Genomic DNA, 19,444 nt, shown 5'->3' with positions numbered 1-19,444 from the left:
GCACGGCGGGCTGGAGTGTGAAGTTGCAGGTCAGGGGGCGCGGACGTCAGCTCACGCCGGGCCTTCCAGGGCCTGCATCGACAGGTTCAGGGTGCTGGTGGCCGGAGGGTAGTTCCCGGTGAGAGGGCTGGTGTCCCGGGCGAGGAGGAAGACTGTCAGCGTGTGCTCGAAGTGGCGCCGAGCCTGGGTGGTACTCCTCGGCCGCGGCCTTCAGGAACCGCGCGGCGGCGGTGCTGTACGTGGTGGACTCGGTGGTACAGGTAAGCAGTTCCGCCAGGGCCTGGTCGAGCGCGAGGTACCAGGTGTTGAGGGCGTCGCAGTGGTCTGCGGCCAGGCTGCGGAACGCCTCCGAGCCGAACGCCTTCGTCACCGTGTCGAGCGCCGCCCGGTCCGTCTCCGTGATCGCTTCGGGGATGCCGTCGATGGCCTTTCGGTAGTCCATGATGGCGGCCAGCTCGGTCGTGGTGAACGGCTTCGTGTCGTACTCGAAGTGGCTCAGGGTGTCGTCGTCGTTCACTGCTCGTCTCGCTCTTGCTCGGGGTGAAGGGCACTGTCTGGGCGGCAAGTTGGGCCGCGCTCGGCCCCGGTGTGGGAGTGCCACGGCACCTCGCAACGCCAAGGGGTGCTGCTCTGCTCGTGCTCCTGTTGCATGGGGTCAGCCTTCCACTGCGGCGGTGAAGACGGGGACGAGTTCGGCCGCCATCCGGTACCCCTCGACCTTCTTGTTCTGGGGCTTCTCGCGGCCGTAGTCCGCCGTGACGGGAGCGGGCATCCCGCTGGGCCACAGCCCGTCGACCACGCCCTTAGTCAGGGTTTTCGACAGGGAGATGGAGGGGCCCGCGAGGTCGCGGCCCATGTCGCGCAGGTCGCTCGCCGCGCGGTATCCCCCGCCGTACAGCACGTCGTTGACGAGCGTGCGGACGGGCGGCGTGGCGATGCGGACGAAGTCCTTCGCGCGCTCGACGGTCCACTCCCGGTCGGCCTCGACGGTCAGCTCGTCGCGGTGCTCGGCGAAGAGCGCGAGCAGCTTCTCCTCGAAAGCGGCCGATCCGCCCTCGATGACCAATCGCATCCTGATCCTTCCGACAGAACTCACCCGATGAACTGATCCCAGCCTATGTCATCGGGTAGGTGTAAGGGTGAGTTACGTCGTAAGGCGTTTCGGTCGCGGGATGTCACTGGTGGCCGATAGGGTGGGGTGACTAGAGATCACTTAGGGCACCCTTACCGGGTATTCTCCCTGGAATAACCGGTACCTGCTGGGAGGGGAACGCGTGAGCGAGAACGAGCATGTCGGGTCTGAGCATGACCGTGCGGAGCGGCCGATGGGTACGGGCATGAACACCGGCCGGGCGAGCGAGTGGGAGCACCCGCCGACGTCCTGGCGGCCGGCCACGCCGGAGCAGCGCGACGGACGCGTCGCCCGGCAGGAGCAGCCGGTCCCGCCCGCCGACCGCCTCGCACACCTCGGCCACATCGAGCACCCCGTCGAGATGTACGCGGTCATGAAGCCGGTGCCGAACAGCCTGCCGGAACCGGCCGACGCGGAAGAGTGGGTCGCGGCGTTCGGCCGAGTCATGGCCGACGGGAATCTGCCCGGCGGCGACGGGAAGACCAGCACCCGCATCAAGGTCACGGACCTCGACCCGCAGGGCGACGCGGCCACGCCGCTGGGTGGCCTCGGGCTCGACCTGTGCCGCACGTGCCTCACCCCCGTGGGCGAGCCCTCGCCGGAGTGCGCCAACCCCGTCAACCACCAGGAGCAGCAGGCGTGAACGGCCGTGGATACAGCCCCCAAGGCCACCGGCCCGAGCCGACGACAGCCCCCGCCACGCCCTCCCCCCTCTCGCCGCCCGAGCGGCCGAACGTCGATGCATACGCGGACATGAGCGCTCAACTGGCCGCCCTGCACTCCTTCTTGCGGGCGCGCGCGGCGGAGACGCCGGTGGTGACCCCGCTGTTCCACGAGGCCCTGGGCTACGCGATGGGGTACGCCGAGGCGTGCATGGAGAAGCAGGACATCGTCGGTGCCGTGCGCAAGCTGGAGTGGATGCGCAACGAGGCGAAGCGGTGGGCGGACCACCCGGACTTCCCCGCGGAGGCCCGGCGGTGACCGAGCAGCGACCCGAGCGACCGACCGCCGAAGGTGAGGTGACGGCCGCGGAGTGGGCGTCCTTCCTGGAGGCCCGCGTCACCGAGGAGTTGGAGGCCGCCGGCGCCCTCGCCCCCCACGGCTGGTGGGAGCTGACCGAGCCGGGCGCGCGCCGGTTCGGCGTGCAGGGGATGGGCGGCCGGGTGTTCGCGCCGATCCTGACCGGCTCCGGGCACTTCGTGGACCAGGCCACGGCCATGCACATCGTCCGCAACCAGCCGCAGCGCACACGTGATGATCTCCTGGCCAAGCTGATGCTGGTCAACCTGCTCAAGGCGCAGATCGCCGACGAGAAGGCCCCGCTGGTGGGGCCGCTCCGCATGGTCGTGCAGCAGTTCGCCACGCCGTTTATCGACCACCCCGACCACCCGGAGTACGAGCCGCCGGAGGAGATGTGAGTACGGAGGTCGAGGTCGTACGCGCTGAGCTGGTGCGGGACGGCGAGGCCGGACCGGCCGCGGCCGAACGGGGACCTCGCTACCTGATCACCCAGCACACCATGCTCGGGCCCAACGAGCTGCCGCCCCTCGCGAACCAGCGGCCCGCCTGGACGGATGCGGACTTCCGGCTGTCCGCCGAGGACGTCGCCGACCTGGACGAGCCCGACCTCGCAGAGAACACCATCGTCAACCGCGACTCCACGATCCGCGCCTTCGAGGAGTGGTGCGCGGCTCAGGACCCGCCGAGGCTGGCCAACCCGTGCACCACTGCGACGTACACCTCGTACGGGCTGCACCTCATCCGCCGGGGTAAGGCCGGGGAGTTCAAGCCGGACAGCGTCGGTCAGTACATGTCCCGCATCTGGAACGATCAGCCGATGGACTACCGGCCCGACCCCAGCCGCTTCAAGGGCCGCCTGCGCGCCTGGAAGAAGGAATGGGTGAAGGCCGGCGGCGAGGTTGAACGGGCGGCTGCGGCCACGATCGAGTACACCGTCCGGATTCTCGACTCGATCGATGAGAGCACGAACATCGGCAAGCGGGACGCGTTCCTGGTGGTGCTCGCCTACGCCAACCTGCACCGGGAGTCCGAGCTGGCCGACCAGCTCAACAAGCGGCTGCGGATCTACGACACCGGCATCCATGTCACCACCGCCACGTCCAAGACGGACCAGGCGGGCAAGGGGGCCGGCCGCTTCATCAACGACCGCGCCGACCTCCAGCTCGTGCGCCGCGCCCGCGCCTGGTTCGCTGTGCTGCGCGAGCTCGGCGCGGATGGCCCCGACCAGCCGACCTTCCGGGCCCTGACCGTGAAGGGCGGTCTCCGTTCCTATCCGGCGAACCGCAAGCGCGGTACCCGGATGCGGCCGGGCTCGCTCAATGAGCGCCTTCAACTTATCGCTGAGCAGGCAGGGGTGCCGTACATCGACGGCAAGAAGGTCACCTCCCACTCCTGGCGGGCCGGTGCGAACACCGACATGGCCGAGAAGGGCGTTCCGCTCGCCGAGCGGAACCGAGCCGGCCGGTGGGCGGACGGCTCCCATACCGCCGACACGGTCTATGACCGTCGCCACGGTGTAGGGACGAGCGACCCGCTCGATACGGTCCCGCAGTACGGCGGCCCCGCCCGAGCAGCGGTCGCGGAGGCCCGAGCCACGACGCCGGATGAGCGGTGATCCAGCCATCTCCGACCGCCCGTTCCGCGTGGCGAAGGGGCAACATCCGTTTCGCACGTATGCTCGGGGTGCGCCCTTGTGACTCCGTGACCAGGGCGGCACGATGAATGGATTGTGGCGTGGCCCTCCCCAAAACCCCTGGGGAGGGCCACGCCACAATCCGTTTGATACAGGAACGGGGCCGCTAGTCGGCCACGCCGTCGGCATCGCCAGACTTCACCATGCCGATGAACGCCGTGTAGGTGGCGCGGGGAAAGCTCAGGGCCGGGCCCTTCTTGTCCTTGGAGTCACGGACGCCAACCTTGGCACCTCGGTCGGCAACCTCCAGGCAGTTGCCACCGCCCTGGTCGCTGTAGGTCGACTTGAACCACGACCCTTCCGGTGCGAACTCCGTGGAGGGAACGGGCTTCGTGTGATGGGTCATTTCCACAGTTTCTCTTCGAGTTCCATCAGGATTGACGGCGTCTGGGAGGGCCCCGGCGCCGCCTTTACCATGGCATCGAACTGCCGCTGGTACTGCCCAACATCGGAGGGCTTCGACCACATGGTGATGGATCGGTGGCCGTCGCTCTGGACGACCGAACCCAGTTCATCGAACTCCAACACCGTGAAGCTGAATCCCGAACGGTAGGTGGACAGGGTTTCGGGGATGATCTGCACCTCGACGTTGTCTCGCTCGCAGAGGCGAATGATCTCCGCGTACTGGGCGCGCATCACCTCGGAGCTGCCGATCTTCGTGCGCAGCGTGTTCTCGGTCAGGATGATGTGTACCTCGCGATCACCGTCCAACAGGGTCTTGCGCGTCATGCGGGCCAGCACGCTGCGCTCTACCGCGTCGGTCGTCCGCTCTTCCACAATCTTGGCGGAATCCATGAGCGCGTTCGCGTACCCCTTGTCCTGGAGCAGGCCGTGCACCACGTTGTTTTCGAAGCCCCGGATGCGGATGGACTCACGCTCAAGGCCGAGATACCGCGGCATCCCGGATGGAAGCACATTCCTGAAGGTCGTCAGGGGTTCGCTCTTGAGCGAATCGCGCTGCATCTGGAGCAGGACATCGCGGTCATTGGGCTCTATGACGTCGTACTGGTCCAGTAGCGCTTCGAGGTCCGCCAGCTTGGGCAACGGGATCTCCCCGGCCTCCACGCGACTGAGCTTCGATCGAGAGAAGCCCAGCTTCGTGGAGACGGACTCGGCGGTGTAGGAGTCCACCTCGTCGTCGGGCCCCGCCGATTCTTCGGCATGCCTCTTCTTCCGCTCACGCAGTTCACGCAGCTCCTCGCCAAGCATGACCCGCAGATACGTCGGTCCTCGCCTCGCCGCCACCTGTCCCCTCACTTCGGTGCGCTGTCCGTTAGATCGAAGCCCACGTCCCTGCAAACAGGGTGCCTGTCCGTCAGAAAGAGGGCGCTGTCGGGAGTCTGGCACGGCCTGTCCCCTCTGCAACACCCCCTGCCCGCTAACTGGCACTTGCCAATGAGTACCCGTTCGGGGATTCCATTGAATGTTAACTGGCGCGCGCGGCAAGCTAGTTGCGGAAGCCGATCCGGAACCTGTCTCCGTCGGCCACTGGGGGCGTGTGTCCCCGAACTCGTGCGCGGTCCCGGCTCCTGCGAGGGCCAGCCCAGGAAACCTCCGGAGTCGGGCCGCGCCGGCAAAGTCCCAAGACCCTCCGACGAGCCGAGGCCAGGAATGCGCCAGAGCACCACGAGCAGGGCTCCGGGCTGGGTGTCGCCCAACGCCACCCACTCTGGAGGTCACCGATGACCCCCGCCACGGCCGCCGTCGCATCGATCGCTGCGGACCGGCAGCACCAGGCTGCCCGCCGTTTCACGGTGTCCTTCGCGCCGGACAAAGCCCGGGTCGGAGGCATGCGCCGGATCACCTCGGCTCACCTGCGGCTGTGGAAAATCGCCGGGCCCACGGCAGCGGACACCTTGCTCACCGTCTCCGAACTGGTCACCAATGCCATCCAGCACGCCAGCGGGGACAACATCGCGCTGACGGTTGTCCTCGTCGACGAGGAGCTGCGGGTCGAGGTGACCGACGGCAACCCGGAACCGGCTCAAATGGCCTTTGCGGACGACACTGACGAATCCGGCCGCGGTCTGTTCATCGTCGCGGTCATCGCACGCGACTGGGGCGTGAGTGACCACGGCACGACGACGTGGGCGATCCTCCATGTTGGGAGGGCCTGATGGCCGTCGCTGGCGGAGTCCCGACCACCGCGCCGAAGAGGCGGCCGGTCACCGCGAATGACGTGAAGAAGCGCAGGCTCGCCCACGCCCTGTCCCGGTCCCTCGCCTGCGAGGCCATCCCCGAAGACCTGATCACCATGGTGGAAGAAGTCCTCAGCGACCGCCCTGGCCCCGCTGGGCCGGGGGGCAGGAAGCTCGACAACCTCTTAGCCAGGATGGGTCTGCCCACCCCCCGCCAACGGTCGCCCAGGACTACGCCGCTGTCCCCCGAGGATGCGACGCGGATCGCCGAACGGTTCCGCCGGGCCACACGCCTGCTCCTGCAAATCGCCCCGCACCGCATCGCGATCTACCCCACCGACGAGCTGCGGCGGCTGATCGTTCTCCGAGACCTACGGCCGGCGCCGGACCAGATGCTGCGCTACTTGCGTCAATACGCCCTCGCGATCGTCGCCGTGCTCGACCTGATGGGGGACGACGAGGAATGACGACCCTGCTGGAGGCCATTACCGCCGCGGTGCATGGCGATGAGCGCGAGATGGTGTTCGAGGACGCTCGACGAGTGATCCTCGCGGCGCGCGAATCCCTGGACGATGGCGGCGGCCTGTACGCCAGCTCCCAGATGGCGGCAGTCGAAGCGGTGATCGCCAATCTCCTGCCGATCTGTACGGATCGGGCTAGGCGGTGCCCGCTGACCATGGCTGTGGTCGCCCACGCCCGCGCTCTCATCGACGGCACCCACGTCAGCCACGGTTACCCAGCTCGACGACGGCTGCGCATCCTCGTTTACTCCGCGCACCGGCTCCTGGTGACTAGCCAGACCACGCCTCGTCGTCGCCTCCGATGGAGACAACGGCGCACCTCCTTCCTCCTGGCTCCGGCCGGTGGCCGGCCGTCGGGAGGAACCAGACCGGCGCCCCCACCCCCGGGTGCCCGGCGCGCTGGCCGACCCGCCACTCCCTGCCCTGAAGCGGGTCGGCCGGCAGCGACAACCCCGAAGGCGTAACCACACCCCCGATCCCGGAGTTCTTCTATGTGCCAGCATCGGCCCCAGTGCCCGCCGCCCGAATCGCCCAATCGGGAGGCCGCTCGCGTCGTGGCGCCCCACCCGGAGCAGGGCTGGAGCCTGTTGTGCAACGGGGTTCTGCTCTTCGACGACACCGGCGAACTGCTGCCTGACGGCCAAGCCATCGACCCGGCGCAGCGCCGTGCGCAGGTGGCAGCAGCATGAGCCACCAGGGGCTGGAGCAGAAGGATCAGGCAGTCGAGCCCAGCTCGTCGGCGGAGGACACTGCGGCCACCCGTCGTGCGCTGCGCAATGACCTGCTGCGGCTTGGAAGGGTGGCCGGCGCGAAGTCGGCGGCCTCTGCGGGGTCCGTGTTGAACGGTCACGCCGACCTCGACAAGTACGCCGCTGTGTGGGTGCCGCATGCTGAGCGGCGCCAGGAAGCGGCGACAGGTTCTCCGGCAGACCGGGCTCGGTGGGCCGAGCTGATCAAGGCGACTGCTCGTCCTGAGGCGCCGGCGGTGTCGTACGAAGGGCTGGTTGTGCGGGCGGGCTACGCACGAGAGCTGCTTCGTGCCCTGGCGGAAACGCTGCCCCCGTGGGTGTCGATCGCCGATGTCGCAGAGCAAATCAAGAAGCGCATCACGGACGGCTCGTACCCCCCTGGCGCCGTCCTGGCCCCGGGCCGGATCGCAGCAGACCTCGCTCTCCCCCTCCCGAGTATCCGCCTGGCCCTGAGCGACCTCGCGGCGGCGAGCGTTGTCGAGCAGAAGGCCAACCGCCGGGTGCGAGTTCCAGGCGGGGATCTCCGAGATGACCGACCATTCCAACTAGCGGAAACAGTGCGTGAGTTCATTCGGAAGGGGGTCTTCCCGCCCGGTGTCGCGTTGCCGGGGCGGCAGGAGCTGTGCCGCATCCTGGTGACCACGCAGCCGCCGCTCGCTGTCGCGATGCGCACCCTGTTTGACGAGGGGTTGCTGGAGCACGGAGAGTTCCAACGGCTGACGGCTCGCTGGGGAGCCGTGCAGCGACTGAAGAGGCCTACGGAGCTTCCCCGGCTGGCATCGGACCCGTCCCTACATACCGACGAGGTCCGAGAAGCTGTGCGCAGGGCCCGCAGTTGGTGGAAATCACGCCTCACGCCGACGCCTGAGGCGCTGGACAAGGTGATCGACCAGCTGGTCGCGGCAGCACACCACCTGGTCGAAGGAACCCGATCCGGCCCCCTTCCCCCTACGAGCACGCATCAACAGATATCGAGCCTCATCGCGCGCACGGCCGTCCTAGCCGCGGCAGTGCACCGCCCCGACTACGCGTTGCGGGTGTGGCACACAGCATGCCTGGCCACGGCCGTGGACGACCTGCTGGCAACCGTCGACTTCAGCCGCCCGGCTGACGCCGCCGCGGCGCTCCTCTCGGCTTGACCTCGCCCATCCCCGACAATTGGAGAACCGCCCATGCAGATCACCATCCTGTGCTGGAACCTTGAACATAACGGCGGCAGCCACATCGCACGGTTTCAGGCGCACGAAAGGCTGCGCTCGCTCAACCCGCACCTCGTGCTGCGGCAGGAGATGTGGGGCTCCGACGCCGATGGGCAACGGATCTTGTACGAGCTGGAGAGCATCCTGGGCATGCGCGGCTGGCTCGGCCCGAGGTCGAGCACCGCAATTTTCACCGACCCCGCCGTCTTCCAGCCGGTGCGGACCTGGGACACCGGCCCGATGTGGGTGCAGCCGCCCACAGCTCTCACCCTCCGCTACCGGCCGGCGCCCGTCGACTCCATGCCCCTGGCCGTGGCCTCCTACCACCTCAACTACGCCTCGCCCACCAACCGGATGGCCGAGGCCGAATGGCTCTCAACCTGGGCCGACAAGTACCAGACAGCCGTCGATGGGGAGGCGTACCGGCTGCCGGCCCTGCTTGGTGGCGACACCAACAGCTACCCGGAGCCGGGCCTCCCGAAGGACCCCGCGCTGCCCAAGCTGGACGAAATTCAGGACCGGCCGCACCGGCTCCACCGATCGTACGTCGGCCCGGACGGTCGGCGACGGATGGACACCCGCCCGGACGAGGCCCTGCGGACGGCAGGGCTGGAGGACGTAGCCCGGTACTGGTCCACAGCCAGCGGGGGCTGTGCTGCCGCCGTGGCACGCACCGTTAATGGCTGCGCTTCGCACGGACCTGACGCACGAGTCGACCGCATCTACGCGACAGGGGACCTGCTCCCCGCGGTGCTCGACGTCGATGTGATCGAGGTGCCGCTCACGGAGTCGGACCACCACATCGTCCGACTCGAACTCGACGGTGACGTGTTGACCGACATCCTCGCTCGCCCCGTCAGCGCAATGCTCCCGGCCGCCTAAGCGAACGGCCAGAAGGCGCGCACCACCGCGCCAGCAGTCACACACCATAGGGAAGGACCACGATGAAGCTCTCGACCACCGCCATCTTCGCCGTCGCCGCCGTAGGCGCACTCCGCCTTGTGCAGAGGGAGCGGCACCAGCGGCAGCTGAACGAAGTGGCTGTCGCACAGATCCAGATCAACCGTCTCACGCACCTGACCTCCCACCCCGAACTCGCGGCATCATGGGCGCCGACGGGCATGGACACCAAGGAGTACGTGAAGATCCTGGATGCCAACCAGCAGCTCTGTGCCCTCAGCTTGCGGCACAAGTTGGGCATCACCACGGGGAGGCGGCTGCGCTTCGTCGCCGAGTGGATCATGGATCATGAGGTCGGCCGACGGTACTGGGAGCGGTTCGGCTCCCTCCGGGCGGAGGAGACGATGGATGACTCAGACGCCGCGGAATTCAACGAGGCCATGAACGACGCGTACATGGCACACCCGAAGGCCCAGCCCGCGAGCGTCTGACCAGCACCCCCTGCACCGCGCGCCTATCGGCTCGCGGTGCCGAGACGGGGGCCTTCTCCTGGTCATGAGGATCACCGTGCCGTGCACGAGATCTGAGACCACCCCGCGGAGGAGGAGGCGGCGCCTGACCGCGCCCCGGTCGTACTCGTGGGTGAGCCGCGGCCGGCCCGCTCAACCGCCCGCCCGTCAGATGGTGTGTGACGGCCCTGATGACGGGCGGGTGCACCACCCGGCGCCGGGCCTGGACCAAGGCCCGGCGCCGGACGACGGGACTGACCTCGAAGTCAACGAGAGCCAGTCCCGTCGTCCGGCACCTGCCCACAGAACTTCCCAGCTCGATCAGAGAGCTGGGTTGGCCAGAACCTGAACGACGCGTGTAGCCCTCTGGCTACGCTCCGTCCTTTGGGGTGCTGGCAGCACCACACAGTCCGCAACATCCAACGAGCCAACTGGAGTTGTCATGACGAAGCCCGTCGCCCAGAGCACCACCCAGGTCCAGGAGCCGGCACCCAAGTCGGACGGGTTCGACCTGAATGTCTCTCTGCTGGAGGTCTCCGACGCCGCCGGTCTGACCAATCTGACCGACGACAACTGCGGCACCACGTGCGGCGCCTGCACCACCAACGTCGCCTAATCCGTCTGGTCCTGACCGGGAGCCGGTGCCGCCACGCGCTGTTGGCGTGGCGGCACCGGCCGCCCTCCGTCACCGGTTCAAGGAGGTAGAGGTAAACCGTGGCTTTAACCCCAGCGTTCCGGGCCAGCGCGACCGCCTTGGTGCGCACCGTCGCCCGGCCGGCCGTGGCCCAGGCCCCCTTCCCGGACTTCGACGACCGGTCCTTCATGGCCGATGAACAGGCCGAGGTCACCGCCGGCCGCATTGCCTGGATTCGCGCGCTCTGGCACGACGCTGAGCTTGCTGAGGCAGTGCGTCACGCCAGTCCGGCCCTCGCCGAACAGGCCGAGGCCCTGCGCGCGACTGCCGCTCCCTCCGCGCGCGACGTACGCCGAGTCGGCCTCTCGCTCGCGCGCTATCTCCTGCGCGCGGGACACCGGCCCACCCCCTTCGGCCTGTTCGCAGGCGTCGCCACCGCCACCTTCAGCGCCCAGCCCCGTGCTGTCTGGGGCGAGGACCACGTGGCCGTCGCAAGTGCCAGCGCGGAGTGGCTGTCACGGCTGGTCGACCAGTTGGAGAAGAGCGGTGTGCTGCTGCCGCTCCTGTCGGGCGTCGCCAACCACGCGACCTTCGAGCGCGACGGTCATCTGGTCGTCCCCTACCAGGACGACGGGCCGCCCGACGCACGCCGAGCCGTCGAGGCATCCATTGCGCTGACGGCCCCGGTGCGGTTCGTCCTCAGCTCAGCCGGTGCACCGGTGCGGTTCGGGGAGCTGGCCGAGAAGCTAGCGTCCGAGTTCCCGGCCGTGGCGCCCGAGCGAGTCCACGGGCTGCTGGCCGGTCTGGTCCAGCGCCGCGTACTGATCACCAACCTCCAGGCGCCGGCCACCGAGACGGACGCTCTCGGCCACGTCCTCACGCAGCTTGAGGCAGTCGAGGCGGGTGCCCTTGCACCCCTCGCTCAGACGATGCAGGAGCTGCGTACCGTCCGCTCCGGCCTGGAGGAGTGCGGCACTCCTGCCGGGCGGGAGGCCGTAACACTTCGGATGAGGGAGATGATGCCGGGGCTCCGCCGTCACCCGCTCGCCCTCGATCTCCGCCTGGACGCCCATCTGGCGCTTCCGGAGTCGGTGGCGCGTGAGGCAGAGCGCGCCGCGACGATCCTGGCCCGGCTCAGCGCCCGCCCGTACGGCCCGCGGGCATGGGGGGAGTATCACCAGCGGTTCTACGAGCGGTACGGCATCGGAACGATGGTGCCGCTGCTGGAGGTCGTCGCGGACAGCGGCATCGGATACCCCGACGGCTACCCCGGGGCTCCGACGGGCGCCGGCCGGCGGCGGGTCTCTCCCCGAGATGACGTGCTGGTCCGGCTCGCACAGTCTGCCGCGCTCGACGGAAACGACGAGGTGCTGCTCACCGACGAGATCGTGGCCGCGCTGGACGTGGGACCGGAGATGCCACGGGTGCCGCCGCACTTGGAGGTAGGTCTGCGACTGCGTTCCGCCAGTCTGGAGTCGGTCCGGCGCGGGCAGTTCATGGTGGAAGTCGTGAGCGTGACGCGGGGCGCCGGGGTGGCCTGTGGCCGCTTCCTCAGTGTCCTCGCTCCGGCCGACCGTGAGGCGCTGAGCCGGGAGTTAGCCGGTCTGCCCACGGCCGACGACGGTACGGTCCCAGCCCAGCTCTCCTTTCCCCCGCTGCTTCCCGACAGCGCCCACGTCACCCGGGCCCCGCGCGTCCTGCCGCTCGTGATCAGCCTGCAAGAGCACCGTGCTGCCCCCGATGCCGCAGTGCTCACACCGGCGGACCTGGCGGTGGCCTGCGACGGCCGGCGCATGTACCTCGCCGCTCCGCGCCTCGGGCACCGCGTCGAAGCCGTCGGGATGCACGCGCTGAACCTCACTTTGCACACGCCGCCGCTGGCCCGGTTCCTCACCGAGATCTCCCGTGCCCAGTACGCCCAGATGACCGTCTTCGACTGGGGCGTCGCGGCGGCGATGCCGTTCCTGCCCCGTCTGCGCTACGGCCGCATCGTGCTGGCTCCGGCGCGCTGGCGGCTGGAGACGGCTGATCTGCCCGCCCGGGACTGTCCCGGTGCCGAATGGGACACCGCGCTGTGCGGGTGGAGAGACCGTCGTCGGCTGCCCCAGCACGTTCACCTCGTCCATGACGACCGGCGGCTCCTTCTCGATCTCGACCAGTCCGCTCACCGGAGCCTGCTGCGCCAGCACCTCGACCGCACTCCCTCCGCGGTGCTCACCGAGGCGGCCCTGCCGGAAGCGAACGGATGGAGCGAGGGCCGGGGCCACGAGATCGTGGTCCCCCTGAAAGCGGTCCGGCCCACTGCGTGGCCGGCGCTTCCCGAGCCGACCACGGCCCGCAGGCTGTCCCGGGTCCAGATGCAGACGCCCGCCGTCTCCTCGGTACTGCTGGCGGCCCTGTACGGGGACCTGCGGCGCCAGGACGCCGTGCTCACCCGGCATGTACCTGACCTCATCCGCCGCCTCGGCGGCCCGCAGTGGTGGTTCATCCGCTTCCGCGATCCTGCCCAGCACCTCCGGCTGCGCATCGCCCTGCCGAGCCCGGACGGCTTCGCCGACACCGCCCGCACGGTGAGCGCGTGGGCCGACGAACTGCGTGCCGCCGGCCTGCTTGCGGACTTGCGCTACCCGACCTCCTACCGCGAGATGGGCCGCTGGGGTGCTGGCCCCGCCTGGGACGCCGCCGAGCAGGTGTTCCGGGCGGACTCCCGTGCCGTCGTCGATCAGCTCGCCCAGCCGAACCGTCCGCAGCAGCGCACGTTGGTAGCCGCCCACACACTCTCCATCGTCTCCGCGTTCCTCGGCAGCCCGCAGGCCGGCGCACGCTGGCTGATCGACCACGTCCCCCCGGCCGCGCCGGGGGCGGTTCCTCGCCCGCAGTTCGCCGAAGCCGTGCAACTCGCCGACCCCAGCGGCAACTGGGATGCCCTCCGCGCGGTCCCCGGGGGCGAGGCGATCGTCTCGGGCTGGGCGGACCGCGCCGCCGCGCTCACCGCATACCGGCCCCACCTGCCGGGGCCGCACACCGAAGGCATCGCCGTGGACGACGTGCTGACCTCCCTGCTGCACGTCCACTTCGTCCGGCACGTCGCGGTGAACTTCCCCGAGGAAGAGATCTGCCTCTACCTCGCCCGCGCCGCCGCCCTGGCCTTCAATGCCCGATCCGGGAGGCAACGGTGAACGACCACCACGCCCTCACCCTCTCCTCCGCCATCGCCGACCGTCTCGCCTGCCCCGCCACTGCACCCGAAGTAGTCGCCTCCGACGGCGTCCGGCAACATCTGGCCCTCGGTCCAACCGGTATCGCCCTGCTGCACATCGAGCGCGCCGCCGCGGACCTCGGTCCCTGGCAACGCGCGCACGACTGGCTGACCGTCGCCACCCGCCAGCCGTTCACCAGCGGCCCCGACAGCCACCCCTTCTACGGAGCACCGGCCCTTGCCCACGTTCTGTCCTGCGCAGCCGATCGTCTGCCAGGCTCCTACCGGCGGGGGCTTCGCCTGCTGGACCGGCAGGTGACCGCCGATGTCCGGCGGCGGCTGGACGCCGCACACCGCCGGATCGACGCCGGGCACCTTCCGGCGCTCGCCGAGTTCGACGCCATCCGGGGCCTGAGCGGCTACGGCGCCTACCTTCTGCGCCGCGACCCGGCCGGCCCGGTGACGCGGGCCGTCCTCGACTACTGCGTGCGCCTGACCGCCCCGGTTACCCACGACGGCGAGCGCCTGCCGGGCTGGTGGGCGACGACCGGGCCGTCCGGCCGACCGGACGACCGCTTCCCCGGCGGGCACGCCAACCACGGTATGGCGCACGGCGTCGGCGCGGTCCTCGCGCTGCTGGCGCTCGCCGCCCGCCGCGGCACCATCGTCACCGGCCACCACCAGGCAATGCGCACACTCCTGGACTGGCTCGACCGGTGGAAGACGAATGCCGGGCGCGGCCCGGCGTGGCCGTACTGGATCACCCGGGATGACCTGCGGGCCGGACGACTCTCGCCCACCGCACCCCGCCGACCCTCATGGTGCTACGGCACCGCGGGCCTGGCGCGCGCCCAGCAGCTCGCCGCACTCGTCCTGGACGACGCCGACCGCCGGACCGAGGCCGAGACGGCCCTGCTGGCCGCTCTCACCGATCCCGCCCAGGTCCACGCCACCACGGACAACGGGCTCTGCCACGGCTTCGCCGGCCTCGCGCACATAGCCGTCCGCGCCGCCGCCGACGCCGATCCTGCGACCGCGGGCCAGCTCCGGGCCGCCCTCCCGGCTCTCCTGGCCGCATTGCTGCCATCCAGGGCAGCGCCGCAAGCGGTAGCCGGTTCGCTCGTGGACGGCGAAGCGGGAGCCGGCCTGCTCGATGGCGCCGCCGGAACCGCCCTGGGACTGCTCGCCGCGAGCAGCGCCGAGCCTCCCCGCACCGCCTGGGACGCCTGCCTGCTCATCGCCTGACTCGAAAGGAACCGGATGCCGCCCGACCGCTGGCACCAGCACAACATCACGTTCACCGACCGGCAGACCGCCCAGCGCGCCATCACCGACCGTGTCGCCCCGGCGCTGCTCGCTGCCGAGGCGGACGGGCAGCTCACCGCCTGGTGGTTCATGAACAAGCAGCCCTGGCCCCTGCGATACCTGGCGGACGGCTCGTCACCGACCGTGGACGCACTGTTGGACGACCTTGTCGCCGAAGGCATCGCGCAGTCCTGGACGACCGGGATCTACGAGCCGGAGACCGAGGCATTCGGTGGTGCGGACGCCATGGCCGCCGCGCACGCCCTCTTCCACGAGGACTGCCGCCATCTCCTCGGCTACCAGCCGGGCTCCAAACGACTGGGTCGTCGGGAGACCGCCGTCCTGCTGATGAGCAGCCTGATGCGAGCCGCGAACCTCGACTGGTTCGAGCAGGGCGACGTATGGGCCAAGGTATCCGCACTGCGCCCCGGCGCCGGACTTCTCGCCCCTGACCGGTCCGCCGACCTGGCGCCGGCGATGCGGACGCTGATGTCCACCGAGGCTCGCAGCCTGTGCCGCACGGGCGGCCCGCTCGATGGTCGCACCGAGTGGGTGGCCGCCTTCGAACGGGCCGGAACGACCCTCGCCTACCTCGCCGCCCACGGCGACCTGACCCGCGGTCTGCGCGCCGTCATCGCGCACCACGTGATCTTCCACGCCAACCGTGCCGGTCTGCCTACCGAGGACCAGCACGCCCTGTCCCACATCGCACGAGAGGTAGTCATGGGATCGAGTGACAACACCGCGTCAGCAGCGGCAACCGGCTCTGAGGCCGATAGCGTCAGCGCGGTGAACACTGACACGCTCACCACCCACGAGGCCGACGCCGAACGGCTCCGTAATGCCCTGGTAGACCAGATTCAGGGCGATGGCCACGCCCGGACTCCCGCGGTCGAAGCCGCCCTGCGCACCGTGCCCCGGCACCTGTTCGTCCCTGACGCACCGCTCGCCGACGCCTACGCCAACGCGCCGGTGAACATCAAGTACGACACCGACGGCACGTCGATCTCCTGCGCCTCGCAGCCCGGCGTCGTCGCCCTCATGCTGGACCAGCTCCAGGCCCAGCCCGGTGAACGCATCCTCGAACTCGGGGCCGGCACCGGCTACAACGCCGCCCTGATCGGGCACCTCGTCGGCCCCGACGGGCACGTCACGACCATCGACGTCGATGACGACCTGGTCGAGGGAGCCCGCGCCCACCTCGCCGCCGCCGGCTTCTCCAATGTCGAGGCTGTGACCCGCGACGGCGCCTTGGGCCACGCCGAGGGCGCACCGTATGACCGGATCATCGCCACCGTCGGCGCGCACGGCATCCCGCACGCCTGGCTCGAACAACTCGCTCCCGGCGGCCGGCTGGTCACCCCGCAGCGGCTCAAGGGCAGCGTCTCGCGCTCCATCGTCTACGAGGAGCGCGACGGCCGGTGGGTGTCATCGGGCTCGCAGATGAACACCTTCATGCCGCTGCGGCGCGGCATCGCCGACGATGACCGGCGCATCGTCCCTCTCACCGCGGACGGCACCGTACGGCTCCAGGCCCCGGCCGGGCAGCAGATCGACGCCGACGCCCTCGCCGGGGTTCTGGACCAGCCGCGGACCGAGGAGTGGACCGGCATGAAGGTCCGCGCCATGGAAAGCCCCGAGTGGATGGAGCTGTTCGTCTCCTGCTCTCTGCCCTCCGGCCTGATCCGGATGCTGTTCCCGCAGGCCGCCAAGGGCACGGTGCTTGCCGAGGACCCGTACCCATCCTCCACGGCGGCCGTGGACAAGGGCGCGGTCACCTACCTCGCGCGGCGCCTTCTGGATGAGAAGACCCCGGAAGGCGGCAAGCTCTGGGAGTTCGGCGTCATCGGCCACGGGCTCGGCAGCGAGGAACTGGCCGCGAAGGTCGCCGACGCCATCCGCACCTGGGACCGCGAGTACCGCGGGCGTGAAGCGACCTTCCAGATCCTTCCGCTCGACGGACCCGCGGTCGAGCAGCAGCCTGGGGCCTTCCTCCTCGACACCCCGCTGAACCGGGTCCTCGCCACCTGGCAGTAGCCGTCGCGTGTGGGGTGCCCGCCGCCCGCCGGTGGGCACCCCACACAGCTCGCACCTCGCCATCCGACCACCCGGGGGACCTCATGGCTCTGCACGGCCACATAGCTCAGCGCTTCCCACTCATCTCCCGATTCCGTCCCGCCTGCCTGCCCCTCCCCCAGCGCGTGGACGCCTTGGCCCAACTCGTCGACACCGCCGTGACCAAGGCGAACCAGGGCCTGGCATCCGCGGTCTACAACCAGGCTGCGCTCATCGCCTCCGACATCGGGCTCCCCGACCTCGCACGGCAGATGTGCCACCAGCACGCCGCCGCCTACCTCCACGCCGCCCCCCTTCCCGGCATGACCGCGATCCGGGCGCTCGAACCCGTGGTCAACCTCGCCCGCCTGCAAATCCGAGCGGGCAATTCCGACGACGGCCGTCACCGCCTGCTCGCGCTCTACGACGCCATCAGCAACGATGCCGACGCCCAGTTCGAGGACATCCACGTCCCCCATGACCTGACCACCAGCGACACCGACCGCCATGAGGTACGCGCCTGGCTATGGCGGGTCATCCTGGCCGACGGCACCCGCACCCTGACCACCGCCGGCCGCTGGGCGGACGCCTTGGTCCACATCGAAGAACACCGCGGCATCGGGCAGCGGATGCTCGACGGCCGCCAAGTCGCAGTTCTCGCCACGCTCGCCTGCGAGCCGGCCAGTGCCGCCGACCTCGTGTTCCAGACAGCACCCGGCGAACCCTGGGAACAAGCCGTCACCTCCTGCCTGGCAGTCATGTGCCTTAGGGCCATTCGCCGGCCCGTCGCGGATCTCCTTTCAGAGATGGTGGACGACTACGTCCAGCGTCAGCCTGACCCCGGGACAACCGTCTTCGACACCCGCCTCGGCCTGACCATCCTCACCCTCCTCGACACGTCCGACGGTCCAGCGGCACATCGCGTCGCCGAGGAGCTGCACCGCCGAACCATCACGGCGTCCGACGGGTACGCCGCACGCGAGTGCCTGGCTGTCCCTGGGTTCACCCACCTACTGAGGCCCCGGCAAACCCAAGCGGCCCAGGACCTCGTCCGCGCCTGCGCGTTGGAAAGCGGTGAACTTCCCGCAGCCCAGGCCGCACGCTTGACGAAGGCCCTCCGCCTCAGCGACGAGGTGATCCGGGCAAGCGTCACCTGCGAACAGTCGTAGGCAAACGGGCAGGAGACGACTGAGGTGTAACGCCTGGCGCGGCGGAACCGTCCATAGAGCGAGGCCAGCCGTTGACGGTCGGCCGCGATTTGATGTACCGCTGCCGGGAGGACCCGCACTGTGCTGACCTCGACTCCACTAGTCTGCGACCAACTGGAATGGGAACCCTTCGCCGACCTCTTCGCCCTGCCGCAGGAATCTGGCGAGTCGGCGGCTGTCGTCGACGAGCCGGAAGACTCCTTCGCGCACGTCTGGATCGTCGCCGCCGAGATCAAGGTCGAGGACCGCGTGGCGAAGCTCGCCGACTTCCGCGGCTCGTTCACGACCGTGCAGGGCACCCGCGTTGACGCCCTGGAGGTGTACTGCCGCTCGTGCCGCCGACCGTACGAGGATGTCGCCGACCAGGACTGCGAGGCGCTGCTCGACAACCGGCACCTCATCGGCGGTGACCAGACACAGCGGGCCAAGCGCAAGGTGCCCGAGCTACCCTCGAACGCGAAGGTCATCCCCGGCGGTGTGATCCAGCGACGGGGCATCGGCGCTTACGTGTCCGGCGTCTCCCGCCCGGCCCGATAGTCACCGTGCGGGCACGAGCGCAGCGTCGAGCTGTTCAACGGCCCAGGGCAGCACGACGCAGGCCAGCAGGAACCAGGGGTCGAACCGCTTGAGGTCCCAGCTCTCCACGTCAAAATGCAGCCCTTCGTAGGAGCATCCGTGCATCTCCTCGAACGCGGCGATAGCCGCTCGTAGGCCACCCTCGCTGCTGAGGTCGCACGCAGGCCTGCCACCGAGAAGGTCGCTGTCGACGTCGCTGGCCAGACCAGGGAAGGCTTCAGACAGGTCGGCGACGGTCTGGCGGATGTGGGCGACAGCTCGTTCCGGCGAGTACACGCGCGCCGTGCCGCTGCCCGGGGCGAGCTTGCCCTCCCAGTACAGCGGGTTGATCCGCTCCGAGGTCGACGTCGGCCGGAACAGCTCGGTCACGTCCTCGGTGTCGGTGAACATCCAACTGCCCAGGCCGCCGCGCAGGACGAGCACGTGGGGCCAGGTGACGATCTCACACCAGGACCACGACGCCGTGGGGAAGTCCCAGCGCACGTGCCGGTAGACCCCGTCCCCCTTGAGTACGGTCATGGCCGCGCCCTCTGCCTCGACGGCGAACCGCTCTTTGGCCTGGGACAGGTGCTGCGTCAGCTCGTCGTACAGATCAGTAGCGCTCAT

The 19,444-nt window shown here is 69.5% G+C and carries 21 protein-coding genes; 16 read left to right on the top strand and 5 right to left on the bottom strand.

Annotation, left to right across the window (positions count from 1 at the left end):
* Positions 1–46: 46 nt before the first annotated feature.
* Positions 47–517 (bottom strand): hypothetical protein, encoded by a 471-nt coding sequence (locus ACQP17_RS34375; RefSeq protein WP_433860185.1) that lies wholly within the window; start codon positions 515–517, stop codon positions 47–49.
* Positions 518–655: 138 nt separating this feature from the next.
* Positions 656–1,072 (bottom strand): hypothetical protein, encoded by a 417-nt coding sequence (locus ACQP17_RS34370; RefSeq protein ID WP_433860184.1) that lies wholly within the window; start codon positions 1,070–1,072, stop codon positions 656–658.
* Positions 1,073–1,274: 202 nt separating this feature from the next.
* Between ACQP17_RS34370 and ACQP17_RS34365 the strand changes: the two genes are divergently transcribed.
* Genes ACQP17_RS34365 through ACQP17_RS34350 form a run of 4 tightly spaced genes read left to right on the top strand, consistent with a single transcriptional unit; the run spans position 1,275 to position 3,767 of the window.
* Complete coding sequence (locus ACQP17_RS34365; RefSeq protein ID WP_433860183.1) at positions 1,275–1,775, top strand: hypothetical protein; 501 nt, start codon at positions 1,275–1,277, stop codon at positions 1,773–1,775.
* The gene (locus ACQP17_RS34360; RefSeq protein ID WP_433860182.1) at positions 1,772–2,113 is read left to right on the top strand and encodes a hypothetical protein; all 342 of its coding nucleotides are present in this window, start codon (positions 1,772–1,774) and stop codon (positions 2,111–2,113) included. Before ACQP17_RS34365 ends, ACQP17_RS34360 begins: the two co-directional genes overlap by 4 nt.
* Complete coding sequence (locus tag ACQP17_RS34355) at positions 2,110–2,550, top strand: DUF6221 family protein (RefSeq protein ID WP_433860181.1); 441 nt, start codon at positions 2,110–2,112, stop codon at positions 2,548–2,550. Before ACQP17_RS34360 ends, ACQP17_RS34355 begins: the two co-directional genes overlap by 4 nt.
* Positions 2,547–3,767 (top strand): tyrosine-type recombinase/integrase, encoded by a 1,221-nt coding sequence (locus ACQP17_RS34350; RefSeq protein WP_433860180.1) that lies wholly within the window; start codon positions 2,547–2,549, stop codon positions 3,765–3,767. Before ACQP17_RS34355 ends, ACQP17_RS34350 begins: the two co-directional genes overlap by 4 nt.
* Before the next feature lie 184 nt (positions 3,768–3,951).
* On the opposite strand, the gene ACQP17_RS34345 is transcribed toward ACQP17_RS34350, so the two are convergent.
* Positions 3,952–4,191 carry a DUF397 domain-containing protein gene (locus ACQP17_RS34345; RefSeq protein ID WP_433860179.1) on the bottom strand — a complete coding sequence of 80 codons (240 nt, stop codon included), beginning with the start codon at positions 4,189–4,191 and terminating at the stop codon, positions 3,952–3,954.
* Entirely contained in the window at positions 4,188–5,054 is an 867-nt protein-coding gene (locus ACQP17_RS34340; RefSeq protein WP_433860178.1) for a helix-turn-helix domain-containing protein, read from the bottom strand. The genes ACQP17_RS34345 and ACQP17_RS34340 overlap by 4 nt, the downstream gene beginning before the upstream one ends.
* Before the next feature lie 473 nt (positions 5,055–5,527).
* Here ACQP17_RS34340 and ACQP17_RS34335 point away from each other — a divergent pair, with 473 nt between their 5' ends.
* The 12 genes from ACQP17_RS34335 (at position 5,528) to ACQP17_RS34280 (ending at position 18,799) form a co-directional block, all read left to right on the top strand.
* On the top strand, positions 5,528–5,962 hold the full coding sequence (locus tag ACQP17_RS34335) for an ATP-binding protein (protein ID WP_433860177.1): 435 nt from the start codon (positions 5,528–5,530) through the stop codon (positions 5,960–5,962).
* The gene (locus ACQP17_RS34330; RefSeq protein WP_433860176.1) at positions 5,962–6,450 is read left to right on the top strand and encodes a hypothetical protein; all 489 of its coding nucleotides are present in this window, start codon (positions 5,962–5,964) and stop codon (positions 6,448–6,450) included. Before ACQP17_RS34335 ends, ACQP17_RS34330 begins: the two co-directional genes overlap by 1 nt.
* Before the next feature lie 545 nt (positions 6,451–6,995).
* Positions 6,996–7,193: a DUF5999 family protein gene (locus ACQP17_RS34325; RefSeq protein WP_433860175.1), complete on the top strand. Its 198-nt coding sequence runs from the start codon at positions 6,996–6,998 to the stop codon at positions 7,191–7,193.
* Positions 7,190–8,392, top strand: coding sequence for a GntR family transcriptional regulator (locus tag ACQP17_RS34320; RefSeq protein ID WP_433860174.1), 1,203 nt, complete (start codon positions 7,190–7,192; stop codon positions 8,390–8,392). Before ACQP17_RS34325 ends, ACQP17_RS34320 begins: the two co-directional genes overlap by 4 nt.
* Positions 8,393–8,425: 33 nt before the next feature.
* Complete coding sequence (locus ACQP17_RS34315; RefSeq protein ID WP_433860173.1) at positions 8,426–9,334, top strand: endonuclease/exonuclease/phosphatase family protein; 909 nt, start codon at positions 8,426–8,428, stop codon at positions 9,332–9,334.
* A gap of 62 nt (positions 9,335–9,396) precedes the next feature.
* Entirely contained in the window at positions 9,397–9,843 is a 447-nt protein-coding gene (locus ACQP17_RS34310) for a DUF6082 family protein (RefSeq protein WP_433860172.1), read from the top strand.
* A gap of 460 nt (positions 9,844–10,303) precedes the next feature.
* Positions 10,304–10,477: an FxLD family lanthipeptide gene (locus ACQP17_RS34305; RefSeq protein ID WP_433860171.1), complete on the top strand. Its 174-nt coding sequence runs from the start codon at positions 10,304–10,306 to the stop codon at positions 10,475–10,477.
* Between the two features lie 206 nt (positions 10,478–10,683).
* A complete protein-coding gene (locus ACQP17_RS34300; RefSeq protein WP_433860256.1) occupies positions 10,684–13,674 on the top strand; it encodes a lantibiotic dehydratase in 2,991 nt (996 codons plus the stop codon).
* Entirely contained in the window at positions 13,671–14,939 is a 1,269-nt protein-coding gene (locus ACQP17_RS34295; protein WP_433860170.1) for a lanthionine synthetase C family protein, read from the top strand. The genes ACQP17_RS34300 and ACQP17_RS34295 overlap by 4 nt, the downstream gene beginning before the upstream one ends.
* A gap of 15 nt (positions 14,940–14,954) precedes the next feature.
* Positions 14,955–17,036, top strand: a complete 2,082-nt coding sequence (gene fxlM / locus ACQP17_RS34290) for a methyltransferase, FxLD system (protein WP_433860169.1) — start codon at positions 14,955–14,957, stop codon at positions 17,034–17,036.
* A gap of 83 nt (positions 17,037–17,119) precedes the next feature.
* On the top strand, positions 17,120–18,223 hold the full coding sequence (locus ACQP17_RS34285; protein WP_433860168.1) for a hypothetical protein: 1,104 nt from the start codon (positions 17,120–17,122) through the stop codon (positions 18,221–18,223).
* Between the two features lie 120 nt (positions 18,224–18,343).
* On the top strand, positions 18,344–18,799 hold the full coding sequence (locus tag ACQP17_RS34280; RefSeq protein ID WP_433860167.1) for a hypothetical protein: 456 nt from the start codon (positions 18,344–18,346) through the stop codon (positions 18,797–18,799).
* On the opposite strand, the gene ACQP17_RS34275 is transcribed toward ACQP17_RS34280, so the two are convergent.
* On the bottom strand, positions 18,800–19,444 hold the full coding sequence (locus ACQP17_RS34275) for a hypothetical protein (RefSeq protein WP_433860166.1): 645 nt from the start codon (positions 19,442–19,444) through the stop codon (positions 18,800–18,802).

This window comes from Streptomyces kronopolitis (assembly GCF_050953795.1).
In the GTDB taxonomy this organism is placed as follows: domain Bacteria; phylum Actinomycetota; class Actinomycetes; order Streptomycetales; family Streptomycetaceae; genus Streptomyces; species Streptomyces kronopolitis_A.
The sequence above is the reverse complement of the archived record's forward strand: the minus strand, read 5'-3'. Positions and strand labels throughout refer to the sequence as shown.